11 protein-coding genes and 1 tRNA gene are annotated in these 13,058 nt (G+C 60.6%); 6 read left to right on the top strand and 6 right to left on the bottom strand.

The features are described from left to right. The first annotated feature begins 23 nt into the window (after positions 1-23). The 4 genes from pheT to ACFQND_RS04325 all read left to right on the top strand — a co-directional run bounded on the left by pheT (position 24) and on the right by ACFQND_RS04325 (position 3,592). Complete coding sequence (pheT, locus tag ACFQND_RS04310; protein ID WP_371437903.1) at positions 24-2,450, top strand: phenylalanine--tRNA ligase subunit beta; 2,427 nt, start codon at positions 24-26, stop codon at positions 2,448-2,450. A 40-nt stretch (positions 2,451-2,490) separates the two neighbouring features. Beyond that, positions 2,491-2,823: an integration host factor subunit alpha gene (locus ACFQND_RS04315; protein ID WP_371437902.1), complete on the top strand. Its 333-nt coding sequence runs from the start codon at positions 2,491-2,493 to the stop codon at positions 2,821-2,823. A gap of 170 nt (positions 2,824-2,993) precedes the next feature. After that, the gene (locus ACFQND_RS04320) at positions 2,994-3,479 is read left to right on the top strand and encodes a MerR family transcriptional regulator (RefSeq protein ID WP_371437901.1); all 486 of its coding nucleotides are present in this window, start codon (positions 2,994-2,996) and stop codon (positions 3,477-3,479) included. A gap of 36 nt (positions 3,480-3,515) precedes the next feature. After that, positions 3,516-3,592: transfer RNA gene (locus ACFQND_RS04325), tRNA-Pro, on the top strand. A gap of 126 nt (positions 3,593-3,718) precedes the next feature. Here ACFQND_RS04325 and ACFQND_RS04330 read toward each other — a convergent pair. From ACFQND_RS04330 to ACFQND_RS04355, 6 genes are read right to left on the bottom strand one after another with little or no spacing between them, the layout of a single operon-like run. Beyond that, the gene (locus ACFQND_RS04330) at positions 3,719-4,732 is read right to left on the bottom strand and encodes an ABC transporter ATP-binding protein (protein ID WP_371437900.1); all 1,014 of its coding nucleotides are present in this window, start codon (positions 4,730-4,732) and stop codon (positions 3,719-3,721) included. Next, a complete protein-coding gene (locus ACFQND_RS04335) occupies positions 4,729-5,697 on the bottom strand; it encodes an ABC transporter ATP-binding protein (RefSeq protein ID WP_371437899.1) in 969 nt (322 codons plus the stop codon). The genes ACFQND_RS04330 and ACFQND_RS04335 overlap by 4 nt, the downstream gene beginning before the upstream one ends. 48 nt (positions 5,698-5,745) lie before the next feature. After that, positions 5,746-6,675, bottom strand: a complete 930-nt coding sequence (locus tag ACFQND_RS04340; protein ID WP_371437898.1) for an ABC transporter permease — start codon at positions 6,673-6,675, stop codon at positions 5,746-5,748. Beyond that, the gene (locus ACFQND_RS04345; RefSeq protein WP_371437897.1) at positions 6,675-8,255 is read right to left on the bottom strand and encodes an ABC transporter substrate-binding protein; all 1,581 of its coding nucleotides are present in this window, start codon (positions 8,253-8,255) and stop codon (positions 6,675-6,677) included. Before ACFQND_RS04345 ends, ACFQND_RS04340 begins: the two co-directional genes overlap by 1 nt. Positions 8,256-8,288: 33 nt before the next feature. Then, positions 8,289-9,521, bottom strand: a complete 1,233-nt coding sequence (locus tag ACFQND_RS04350) for a M20 aminoacylase family protein (RefSeq protein WP_371437896.1) — start codon at positions 9,519-9,521, stop codon at positions 8,289-8,291. Further along, positions 9,521-10,501 (bottom strand): ABC transporter permease, encoded by a 981-nt coding sequence (locus tag ACFQND_RS04355; protein WP_371437895.1) that lies wholly within the window; start codon positions 10,499-10,501, stop codon positions 9,521-9,523. The genes ACFQND_RS04350 and ACFQND_RS04355 overlap by 1 nt, the downstream gene beginning before the upstream one ends. Before the next feature lie 257 nt (positions 10,502-10,758). Between ACFQND_RS04355 and ACFQND_RS04360 the strand changes: the two genes are divergently transcribed. Both ACFQND_RS04360 and ACFQND_RS04365 read left to right on the top strand, forming a co-directional pair. Next, a complete protein-coding gene (locus tag ACFQND_RS04360) occupies positions 10,759-11,955 on the top strand; it encodes a M20 aminoacylase family protein (protein ID WP_371437894.1) in 1,197 nt (398 codons plus the stop codon). Then, complete coding sequence (locus tag ACFQND_RS04365; protein WP_371437893.1) at positions 11,952-13,049, top strand: M14 family metallopeptidase; 1,098 nt, start codon at positions 11,952-11,954, stop codon at positions 13,047-13,049. Before ACFQND_RS04360 ends, ACFQND_RS04365 begins: the two co-directional genes overlap by 4 nt. Positions 13,050-13,058 lie beyond the last annotated feature (9 nt).

The following is a 13,058-nucleotide window of genomic DNA, read 5'->3' on the forward strand; positions in this document are numbered from 1 at the left end:
AACAAGAACAACAAGGTAAGACCATGCAATTCCCAGAATCCTGGTTGCGCGAATTCTGCAACCCGTCGCTCACAACCGAGCAACTCGCCGAAACACTGACCATGGCCGGGCTTGAAGTTGAAGAACTCAAGCCGGTGGCGCCACCGTTCACCAAAATCGTTGTCGGCGAAATCAGGGAAGCTGTTCAGCATCCCAATGCCGATCGCCTGCGCGTATGCCAGGTGGACGTAGGGCAGGGCAGCATGCTCAATATTGTTTGCGGCGCGCCGAATGCCCGCGTGGGTATCAAGGTGCCTTGCGCGATGGTGGGAGCCGAGCTGCCCCCTGGCGAAGACGGCAAACCCTTTCTCATCAAGGTCGGCAAACTGCGCGGTGTGGAAAGCCAGGGCATGCTGTGCTCGGCACGCGAACTCAAACTCTCGGAAGACCATGGCGGCCTGCTGGAGCTGGCCGCTGATGCGCCACTGGGCCAGGACATCCGCGAACATCTGCAGCTTGACGACACGCTGTTCACACTCAAGCTCACGCCGAATCTGGCGCACTGCCTGAGCGTTTATGGCGTTGCACGTGAAGTCGCAGCATTGACAGGTGCGCCGCTAAAAGCACAGGCATTTCCCGCTGTGGCCGTAGCTGATGCGACGCGCTTGCCCGTCAGGATCAGCGCCCCGGATTTATGCGGACGTTTCTCGGGCCGTGTGGTGCGCAATGTCAACACCAAAGCAGTCACGCCGCAGTGGATGGTGGATCGCCTGGCCCGTTGCGGCCAGCGCAGTGTGACGGCGCTGGTTGATATTTCCAATTACGTGATGTTTGAGCTGGGCCGTCCCTCGCACATCTTTGACCTTGACAAGATCCACGGCGGCCTCGATGTCCGTTGGGGCAAGCCCGGCGAGACGCTCAAGCTGCTCAATGGCAACACCGTGACGGTAGACGAGAAGGTTGGCGTGATCGCCGATGACGTCCAGGTTGAGTCGCTGGCCGGCATCATGGGTGGCGACGCCACAGCCGTGTCTGACGACACGAAGCATGTTTACGTCGAAGCCGCCTTCTGGTGGCCCAAGGCCATTGCTGGCCGTTCGCGCCGCTACAACTTCTCCACTGACGCCGGCCACCGCTTTGAACGGGGCGTGGACCCGGGCCAGACCGTTGAGCACATAGAACGCATCACCCAGCTGATCATCGACATCTGCGGCACTACTGAAACCGTATGCGGCCCGATGGACGACCAGCAGGGCAATCTGCCCAAGGCTACGCCTGTTACCCTGCGTGTTGCGCGCGCAGCCAAGGTGATCGGCATGCCGCTCACACCGCCGCAGTGCCTCGATGCACTCCAGCGTCTCGGTTTGCCTGTGACCCAGGGTGAAGGCACCCTGACGGTAACGCCGCCCAGCTACCGCTTTGATCTGCAGATCGAAGAAGACCTCATTGAAGAGGTGGTGCGCATGGTGGGCTACAACGAATTGCCCGAAACGCCGCCGCTGGCGCCCATTACCGCAAGGATTCGCGCCGAGGCCGAGCGCAGCCCGTTTGCCGTGCGCCGCGCGCTGGCCGCATTGGGCTACCAGGAAACCATCAACTTCAGTTTTGTTGAAGAGCGCTGGGAGCACGAGCTTGCCGGCAATCCGAACCCTATCAAGCTGCTGAACCCGATCGCCAGCCAGATGAGCGTGATGCGTTCCTCACTGCTGGGCTCGCTGCTGCAGGTGCTCAAGTTCAACCTGGACCGCAAGGCGCCCCGTGTCAATGTGTTTGAGCTGGGCCGTGTATTTTTGCGCGATGCGCAAAGCCAGAACACGGACACCACGGTGGCCGGGTTTAACCAGCCCATGCGTGTGGCCGGCCTGGCCTATGGTCCGCGTGCCGCACTGCACTGGGGCCAGTCCGACAAGGTGGTGGACTTTTTTGACATCAAGGGTGACGTTGAAGCCCTGCTGGCACCGCTGCAGGCTGTGTTTGCGCCCGCCAGCCACCCCGCCATGCACCCTGGCCGTTGCGCCAGTGTTTCTGTGAACGGCAAGCAGATTGGGCATGTTGGTGAGTTGCATCCGCAGTGGCGGCAGGGCTATGAGCTGGTGCAGGCACCCCTGTTGTTTGAGCTGGAACTGGATGCAGTGTTGCAGCGCAAGGTACCGGTCTTTGCGCCGGTCAGCAAACTCCAGCCTGTCGAGCGCGACATTGCCGTGATCGTGCCCGAGGGCGCGACGCACGCCGCTCTGATGGCTGCGATTTATGGCGCCGACACCCGGGGCCTGCTCAAAGGCGCCATACTGTTTGACGTCTACCGGCCGCAGGCGGGGAACACCAGCATGCAGCAGGGCGAGAAAAGCCTTGCCGTGCGCTTGGTGCTTTCCAGCGACGCCGCTACACTGACCGATGAAGACATCGACGCGGCGGTCCAGGCAGTGCTGGCCCATCTCCAGCTTCAATTGCAGGCCCGTTTGCGCGCCTGATGTTTTCCAAAAAAGAATAGCTACCTGGAGGAGCATGCGCATGGAATTTTCTATTGAGAGCCTGGAAACCCCGGCGCTGACCAAGGCGCACCTGGCCGAGCTGCTGTTTGAGCAAATCGGGCTTAATAAACGCGAGTCGAAAGACATGATCGACGCATTTTTTGACCTCGTCTCGGACAGCCTTGTCGACGGCAATGACGTGAAAATTTCCGGTTTCGGCAACTTCCAGATACGCACCAAGGCGCCGCGCCCTGGCCGTAACCCGCGTACCGGCGAGGCCATCCCCATCCAGGCCCGCCGTGTGGTGACCTTTCATGCCAGCCACAAACTCAAGGACCAGATACAGGGCCACGGTATCGCTTCTGTCGAGTGAGGCGGAGTACAGCCGTAGCCGTCTGGCCGCCGCACCCGGCGAGTTGCAAATTGTCAGGGCGTGTTAAATGTGTGAGGGCGCAACACATTTCAAAAAAATATGGCAACCCTTTGCGCTAAGTTTCGACTTAGAGTAGATTTAGAGCTTTCCCTTTTAGCGCATTGATTTAATTGGAGAAATCCCTCCCTCCCATTCCAGCCAAACGTTACTTCACCATCGGTGAGGTGAGTGATTTGTGCGGCGTCAAACCTCACGTGCTCCGTTATTGGGAGCAAGAGTTCACGCAGCTGCGCCCGATGAAACGTCGCGGCAATCGCCGCTACTACCAGCACCATGAGGTGCTGATGATCCGACGGATCAGGGATTTGCTGTACGACCAGGGTTTTACGATCAGCGGTGCGCGCAACAAACTGCATGAGATCGTGCAAACCGAAGCAGACAAGCGCCGCAACGGCGAAGTCATGCTGGAAGGTGTGGACGTGATTGACGGGGCAGATTCCGGGCTCGGCGATTTTCCTGATTCGGCTGACTTTGAAGACAGTGAGCCGGTCAATGAAGGCGCAGACCTGCCCAGCGGCAGCCTGGCCCAGCAACGGTTGCAACTGGTTCGCCGGGAGTTGTACGAAATTCGGGACTTGCTGAGCGCGAGCTACTAAGAACGGGCGTTGGGCGCGTTATAATCTAAGGCTTGTCGGTGTGTGGCGCAGCCTGGTAGCGCACTTGCATGGGGTGCAAGGGGTCGAAGGTTCGAATCCTTTCACACCGACCATTACTCCAGTGAAAAGCCCGTGATTTTTATCACGGGCTTTTTTATTGCCAAAACCGTTGTGCTTTTGTATGGCGCTGTTTCGCGCGATGTGTGTCTGGGGCTGATTGCTATCAGGACGATAGCGCTTCAGATGCGATCTTCTTCCACTGCATGGCAAGCGATCTTCACGCCCTGAATGCTCAGGAGCTGTGGTCGCTCGTTGCGGCAACGTTCGTCGGCATGCGGGCAGCGCGGATGAAAAGTGCAGCCGGTCGGCGGGTTCAGGGGATTGGGAACTTCGCCCTGTACCGGCGTGCGGGCCTTGCCGCTGTCGTGCATCTTCGGAATCGCGTCCAGCAGCATGCGGGTGTAGGGATGGCGCGGGCTGGCGAACAATGTTTGTTTGTCGGCCAGCTCCACCAGCCGCCCCAGGTACATCACACCGACCTGGTCGCTGACGTGGCGCACCACGGCCAGGTTGTGCGAGATGAACAAATACGTCAGACCCCGCTCGCGCTGCAGGTCTTTCATGATGTTGAGCACCTGGGCCTGCACGCTCACGTCCAGCGCCGAAGTCGGCTCGTCGCACACCAGGAACTCCGGCTCGGTGGCCAGCGCGCGTGCAATCGAGATACGTTGGCGCTGCCCGCCCGAGAACTGGTGCGGGTACTTCGACATGTCCAGCGGGGACAGACCCACCGACTTGAGCAGTTCGCCCACGCGGGTTTTGAGTTCTTCCTCGTCGGTGATCAGGCCGTGTTCCTTCAGCGGCTCACCAACAATGTCCTCGACGATCCAGCGCGGGTTCAGGCTGGCGTACGGGTCCTGGAAAATCATCTGGATGCGGCGCCGCAGTTGCCGGCCTTGCGGCGTCCTGAACGCGGCATGCGCATCCTGGCCATTGAAGTTCATCCCGCCATGGGTGGGCTCGTACAAACCCACCAGCAATTTGGCGACCGTGCTTTTGCCGCAACCGGACTCGCCGACCAGCGCCAGCGTTTTGCCTTTTTCAATCTCGAAACTGACGCCGTCCACGGCCTTGAGCATGAGTTTGGGCTTGCGTTCAATCACGCGGTTCAGCCAGGGTGGCGACACATCAAAGGTCTTGGCCAGGTCGCGAGCCTGAACAAGCGGCGCCCCCACGCTCGGGATTTCGTTCATAGCGCACTCCCGGCATGCAACCAGCAGGCAGCGCGCGTCGCGCCGGCGGCCAGCAGATCGGGCCGCTCCTGCTTGCAGCGGTCAAACACCTTGGGACAGCGCGGGTTGTAGGCACAACCGGTCGGGATGGCATTCAAGCGGGGCATGGCACCGTCAATCTGGTTGAGCCGTTCACGGTCCAGGGTGATGTCGGGAATCGCCGCCATCAGGCCTTCGGTGTAGGGATGGGACGGGCGGTTGATCACTTCGTGAACGGGGCCGATCTCGGCGATCCGCCCGGCATACATCACCGCGACGCGGTCGCAGGTTTCGGCAATCACCCCCATGTCGTGGGTGATCAACATCACGGCGGCGCCGCGCTTTTTGCAAACGCTTTTGAGCAGGGTGATGATTTGCGCCTGGATGGACACATCCAGTGCGGTGGTCGGTTCGTCGGCGACGATCAGCTTGGGTTCGGCGGCTAACGCCAGGGCAATCACCACACGCTGGCGCATGCCGCCCGAGAACTGGTGTGGGTAATGCTCGATGCGTTGCTCGGCCGCCGGAATGCCGGTGTCCTGCAACAGCGAAATGGCACGCCGGCGTGCCTCCGCCGCACTGACCGGCAAATGGGTTTGTATGGTTTCTATCAGTTGCCGGCCCACCGTGTACAGCGGATTCAGCGAGGTCAGCGGATCCTGAAAAATCGCGCCTATCTTGCGCCCGCGGATGTGGCGCATCTGCTCGTAAGGCAGGTTGTCGATACGCTGGCCTTCGAGCAATATCTGGCCGCTGCCTATACGCCCGGGCGGCTCCAGCAGACCGATGATGGCGGCGCCGGTCAGCGACTTGCCGGCCCCGGATTCACCGACCACACCGAGAATCTCCCCCGGTGCGATCTCAAAGGAAATGTCGTCCAGCGCACGCAACGTGCCGTGCCGGCCTGGAAACTCGACAACCAGGTTCTTGACTTGTAGGAGGCTCATGGGGAATTATTTTTCCATTCAGCGCCGCGGCATGTGTCTCAGGACGGTTTAGCGCAGACGCGGATTCAATGCATCGCGCAGCCAGTCGCCCAGCAGATTGACCGACAGAGCGATCAGCACCAGGACCAGGCCGGGAAACACGGTGATCCACCAGTTGCCGGAAAAAAGAAACTTGTTGCCCACCTGGATCAAGGTGCCCAGCGAGGGCGAAGTCGGCGGCACACCCACCCCCAGAAAAGACAAGGTTGCCTCGGTGATGATGGCCGTGGCCACCTGGATGGTGGCCAGCACCATGACCGGCCCCATCACATTGGGCAACACATGGCGGCGCATGATGCGCATGGGCGTCACGCCGGTGACGCGAGCGGCCTGCACATATTCCTTGTTGCGCTCGACTAGGGTCACGCCGCGCACCGTGCGTGCATATTGAACCCAGCCGGACTGGCCCATGGAAATCGACAAGACCAGCACACCCAGCGCGACCCAATGGCCCGCATCCGGAAACACCGCCTTGCCCACACCGGCAATCAGCAAGGCTACCAGAATGGGCGGGAAGGAGGACATGACGTCGCAGATGCGCATCAGGGTGGCGTCTATCCAGCCGCCGCGAAAGCCGGCCAGCAGGCCCAGCGACACGCCGGCCGCCACCGACAGGGCCACCGAGGCAAACCCCACCAGCAGCGAAATGCGCGCACCATACATCAGGGCCGACAGGATGTCGCGCCCCTGGTCGTCCGTGCCCAGCCAATATTTGGGATTGCCGCCTTCCATCCAGGAGGGCGGCAAAAAAGCATCCGACAACTCCAGCGTGGCCAGGTCCATCGGATTGTGCGGCGCCACCCAACCGGCAAACACCGCACAGAAGACACAGACAAAAGCGATCACGGCCGCCACTACCGCCATCGGGGATGTGCGAAAGCTGTAGCCGACGTCGCTTTGCCAGGCCCGATGGGCCCAGTTTCCAGTCAGGCTTGTCATCACTTGACGGTCACGTATCTCCACATCATGCCGTTATCCGGCCACTGGACCAGGTCAACGTTTTTCTTCGCGCCCCAGTTCAGGGTCTGCGCATGCAGCGGCAGGTGGCCGATGTCGTCCTGGTGGATCTTGATGGCCTCGTGGATCATGTCGTTGCGTTTTTTGATATCGGTTTCCGAGGCAATCTTGTCGGTCAGTTCATCGAACCTGGCATTGCTGTAAGCCCCCAGGTTGAATTGCCCGCGGCCGCCGTCACCCGGCGTGGACATGATGGCGTAGAGCACGTTATGGGCGTCCACGGTGCTGGAAGTCCAGCCCAGCATGTAGAAGCTGGTGTCGCGGCGCAAAATCTTGGGGAAATAGGTGCCCTTGGTCTCGACCTCGAGCTTGATCTTCACACCGACGCGGGCCATGTTGGCGGCCACCGCCTGGCAGATCGCACCGTCATTGACGTAACGATCGTTCGGACAGTTCATGGTGACTTCAAAACCGTTGGGGTAACCAGCTTCGGCCAGCAGCTTCTTCGAAGCTTCCGGGTCGTAAGGCAGGCGTTTTTCCAGGTCTGGCGCATAACCGCTGACCTGTGCCGGGAACATCTGGGCAATCGGCACGGACGCGCCGCGCATCACCGTGCGCTTGATGCCTTCGATGTCTATGGCCTGGTAAAAGGCCTGGCGAACACGTTTGTCCTTGAAGGGGTTTTTGCCCTTGATGTTGGAGAATTGCAGTTCGTCACGCTTCTGGTCCATGCCCAGAAAAATGACACGCAGCTCGGGGCCTTGCAAGACCTTGAGGTTCGACGCTGCCTTGATGCGACCCACGTCCTGTACAGGGATCGGCTCCATCGCGTCGATCTCGCCGGAGATCAGCGCGGCGACGCGGGTAGCGTCGTTGCCAATCACGTTGAAGATGACTTCATCCACGTTGCCTTCGATCTTGCCCCAGTAGTTGCCGTTGCGTACATAGGTGGTGCGCACATTCGGCTGGCGCTCGCGCAAGCGATAGGGACCGGTGCCGTTGGCGCGGAAGGAGGCCGCATTTTCAATGCCCTTGCGGCGGTCCACCGGCTTGGTGGCCTGGTTGGTTTCACACCACTTCTTGCTCATGATGTTGAAGTGTGTGAACAGCTCGGGCAAGATGGGAAAGGGGGCTATGGTGATGATGTCTATGGAATGATCATTGAGCTTTTTTATCTCCTTGATCTGGCCGACATAGGTTTTCATGTCGGAGCCGTCGCTCTTGGCGCGCTCGTAGCTGAAGATCACGTCATCGGCAGTGAATGGCGTGCCGTCGTGAAACTGCACACCCTTGCGCAGCTCAAACCGCCAGACCGTGGGCGAGGTTTGCTTCCAGCTGGTCGCCAGCGCGGGGGCGAGTTTGTAGTCACGGCCCCGTGTGACCAGTGGTTCGTAGACGTTTTCATTGACGCTGATCTGCAGCGACTCGTTGAGCGAATGCGGGTCCATCGATAAGGCATCACCCTGGTTGCCGACCCGCAAGGTGACCGCCGACGCTACCAAACTTGTAGCTGCCAGCGCAGTTCCTGCCATGGCTAGGGCTGCTTTTTTCTTGAAGTTCATGAAGTTCTCCTGTTGAAATGGAAAGGGCTGGCGTTAAGTGGACAAAGGCATGGACTGCTCCACCAGGCCCGCATGCAAAGCGGCGCCCAGCGGCAAGATGTCGTCGTTGAAGTCGTAACGGGTGTTGTGCAGAAAGCAGCTGCCGACGCCGTTCTCGGCGCCCTGGCCGATGCGCATGTAGGCGCCTGGCTTGACCTGCAGCATGAAGGAGAAATCTTCTGCGCCCATGCTGGGTGCCATGTCGCGTACCACGTGGTCGGCACCCACCAGGGTTTCGGCCACATGGGTGGCGAACCTGGTTTCGTCGTACGAGTTGATGGTGGCCGGATAAATGCGTTCGTAGTTGATGCTGGCTGTCGCGCCAAAACCCAGCGCCACGGCACTGCACAACTCACCCAGGCGGCGCTCGACCATGTCCTGCACATCCTGGCTGAAGGTGCGCACGGTGCCGACCAGCGTGGCCTTGCCGGGCACCACACTCATGGCACCCAGGTCGCCGGCCTGCATGGCGCAAATACTGATCACAGCGCTGTCAATCGGATTGGCGTTGCGCGACACAATGCTTTGCACCGCGGTGATGATGTGTGCAGCCACCAGCACCGGATCGACTGTCATGTAGGCATGAGCGCCATGGCCGCCGCGTCCGGTGATGTCGATGGTGATGCGGTCCGCCGCCGCCATCATGGGCCCCGGCCGGATGCCTACGGTGCCCGGCCGCATGGCCGGCCAGTTGTGCATGCCGTACACCGCTTGCACCGGGAAACGGTCAAACAGGCCGTCCTCGATCATGATGCGGGCGCCGGCGAAACCTTCTTCACCTGGCTGAAAAATCAGCACGGCCGTGCCGTCGAAGTTGCGCGTGGCGGCCAGATAGCGTGCGGCACCGACCAGCATGGCGGTGTGGCCATCGTGGCCGCAGCCATGCATCAGGCCGGTTTTGGAGGACTTCCAGGCAAACTCGTTGTGCTCCGTCATGGGCAGCGCGTCCATGTCGGCGCGCAGACCAATCATCTTGCCGCTGTTGTTGCGCTGCCCCTTGATGACAGCCACCAGGCCGGTCCTGCCAATGCCTGTGTGTATCTCGTCCACGCCGCAGCGCTGCAGGGCTTCCTTGACCCGCGCGCCGGTATACAACTCTTCAAAACCAAGCTCGGGATGCGCATGCAGGTCGCGCCGAAAAGCTGTCAACTCCGGGTGGAATTCGCTGATCTGGGCAAAGGCCCGGCCATTGGCTTTCAGGGTAGGTGTAGGGCGAGACGCTTGCATCAATGGCCTCCCGCGTTGCTCACGCGCAAGCGCGGATCGACGGCGAAATACAGCATATCGACCACCAGGTTGATCACCACGAAGATCAGCGCAATCAGGCACAAATACGCGGCCATCACAGGGATGTCGGCAAAGGTCACGGCCTGGATAAACAGCAAACCCATGCCTGGCCACTGAAACACGGTTTCGGTGATGATTGCAAACGCGATCAGCCCGCCCAATTGCAAACCGGTGATGGTCATCACCGGCACCAGGGTGTTTTTCAGTGCATGGCCAAAATGGATGGCGCGGTTGGAGAGGCCGCGCGCGCGCGCGAACTTGATGTAGTCGGTGCGCAGCACTTCGAGCATTTCCGCCCGCACCAGCCGCATGATCAAGGTCAGCTGGAAAATCGCCAGCGTGATCGCCGGCAACACAATGTGATACCAGCCATCAACGGTCAGCAGGCCGCTGCTCCACCAGCCCAGTTGAACCACGTCGCCGCGCCCGAAGCTGGGGAACCAGCCCAGGCCCACCGAGAAAAACAGGATCAACAAAATGCCGATCAGAAAGGTCGGCAGCGACACCCCCAACAGCGAGATGGTCATCAGCACCTGGCTCATGAAACTGCCGCGGCGCAAGGCCGCATATACCCCCATGGGAATACCGACCACCAGGGCCAGTACGGCCGCGACCAGCGCGAGCTCCATGGTGGCGGGAAGGCGTTCGGCAATCAGGCGGGAGACCTTGGCGCCCTGGCGCAGGCTCAAGCCAAACTCACCCTGGACGGCGTTGATCAGGAAATGCAAGAACTGTACAAAGAATGGCTGGTCGAGCCCCAGGCTTGTGCGCAGCTGGCTGATTTGCGCGGGCGTTGCATCCTGTCCGAGCAGGAACACCACCGGATCGCCTACATATTGAAACAACATGAAGGCTATCAGGGCAACCACGACCATGACGATCATGGCTTGAATGAGGCGGCGCAGAATAAATGCAAGCATCAGTCAAAAGATGAGTGTCGGGAAATGCTAGCAGAGCAAAGTCCTTGCCGACACAGGGATTTCCTATGGATGTTATTAAACGGTTAAGGGGTCAAAATACGCCGCGGACAAGCCCTTGGCCCGGCATGCACGGGGTGTTTCCCATGACAGTGTGCCGTACAAATCTGGCAGACTACGCTTGGTACAAAGGGCAAACCCGGGCTCGCCCAGCTTCTGCGAACTAGCAGGGCGGCAGGCCCGACTTTTCAGAGGTTTTCATGAAAGTCATTGATTCCATCGTCACCCAGGCCGCGGGCATTGCCGCCGTGCGCCGGGACATTCACGCGCATCCCGAGCTGTGTTTTGAAGAAGTGCGAACCGCCGATGTCGTGGCGCAAAAACTCACCGAATGGGGCATCCCCATGCACCGGGGCATGGGCACCACGGGTGTGGTTGGCATCATCAAAAATGGTGCCTCGAACCGCGCCATCGGCCTGCGCGCCGACATGGATGCCTTGCCCATGCAGGAGTTCAATACCTTCGACCATGCCAGCAAACACCCCGGCAAGATGCACGCCTGCGGCCACGACGGCCACACGGCGATGTTGCTGGCGGCCGCGCAACACCTGGCGAAAAATCGCAATTTCGACGGCACGGTGTACCTGATTTTCCAGCCGGCGGAAGAGGGCGGTGGAGGTGCGCGCGAAATGATCAAGGACGGCCTGTTCGACAAATTCCCCATGGATGCCGTGTTCGGCATGCACAACTGGCCGGGCATGCCGGTCGGCACCTTTGCCGCCAGCCCGGGCCCGGTGATGGCCTCGACCAGCGAGTTCAAGATCACGATTCGCGGCAAGGGCGGCCACGCGGCGCTGCCGCACAATGGCATCGACCCGGTGCCGGTGGCTTGCCAGATGGTGCAGGCCTTCCAGACCATCATCAGCCGCAACAAAAAGCCGGTGGATGCCGGCGTGATTTCGGTCACCATGATCCATGCCGGTGAGGCCACCAATGTGATCCCCGACAGCTGCGAGCTGCAGGGCACGGTGCGCACCTTCACGATGGAGGTGCTGGACATGATCGAGCAACGCATGAAGCAGGTGGCCGAACATGTGTGCGCCGCGCATGACGCCGAATGTGAGTTTGCGTTCAAGCGCAACTACCCGCCCACCGTCAATCACCCCAAGGAAACCGCGTTTGCGCGCGAGGTGATGGCCGGCATCGTCGGCGCCGCACAGGTGGTGGACCAGGAGCCGACCATGGGCGCGGAAGATTTCTCCTACATGTTGCAGGTCAAGCCCGGTGCTTATGTGTTCATTGCCAATGGCGATGGCACACACCGCGAGATGGGCCATGGCGGCGGGCCGTGCATGTTGCACAACCCGAGTTATGACTTCAACGACGACCTGATTCCGCTGGGTGCCACCTTCTGGGTGCAACTGGCTGAAGGTTGGTTTGCCAGGGACGCCGCATGATAGGCGTGACTCAGGCGTTTTCCAAAAGTTATGCCGAAGCCCGTGTCAAGTTCCTGGAGGCCGCAGCCACCGCCGGCTTGGCCGTGGAGTCGCAGTTGCATCCTGAAGCCGGACGTGACGGCGAGGTCCTGGCCATGGACGTGGTGCGCGACGGCCCGGCCGATGCCCGTTCGCTGCTGATTGTCAGCAGCGCCTGCCACGGCGTGGAAGGTTATTGCGGCTCCGGTGTGCAGGTGTTTGCGCTGCATGACGCCGAGTGGCGTGCCAAGGCCGAGGCACAAGGCGTCGCGGTGTTGTATGTCCATGCGCTCAACCCCTACGGTTTTTCGCATGTCCGGCGCACCACGCATGAAAACGTGGACCTGAACCGCAACTTCCAGGACTTCTCGCAGCCGCTGCCGGTCAACGAGGCTTACCGCGAGTTGCAGCCGCTGCTGCTGCCCGACGAATGGCCTCCGACCGAGGCCAATGCGGCGGCCACCGGCCGTTACATCAGCGAAAAAGGCATGGAAGCCTATCAGGCCGCGATCACGCGGGGCCAGCATGAGTTTCCCGAAGGCCTGTTTTTCGGTGGTACGGCGCCGACCTGGAGCAATCGGACCTTGCGCAAGGTCTTGCAGACCTACGGCAAAAACGCCAGTCGTGTGGCCTGGATAGACATCCACACCGGCCTGGGCCCCAGCGGCATCGGCGAACGTATTTGCGCCTGCCGCGACGACAAGGCGGCTTTGGCGCGGGCCCGGGCCTGGTGGGACAACGGCGGGACCACACCGGTCACCTCGATTTACGACGGTTCGTCCAGCTCGGCCTTTTTGACCGGCCTGATGTGGAATTCCATTTACGAGGAATGCCCGCAGGCCGAATACACCGGCATCGCGATGGAATACGGCACCTTGCCACCCTTCGAGATGATGCAGGCGCTGCGCGGTGAGCATTGGCTGAACATCCACCGTGATGCACCGCCAGCGTTGGCCGCGCAGATCAAGACGCAAATGATGGATGCGTTTTACGTCGATACCGATGCCTGGAAGGGCCAGATCATCAGCCAGGCGCGGCAATCGCTGTTCCAGGCGGTGGATGGCCTGGGTTCCTGAAACATGAAG

The sequence above is a fragment of the Polaromonas aquatica genome, assembly GCF_042659145.1.
Classification (GTDB): Bacteria; Pseudomonadota; Gammaproteobacteria; order Burkholderiales; family Burkholderiaceae_C; genus Polaromonas; species Polaromonas aquatica.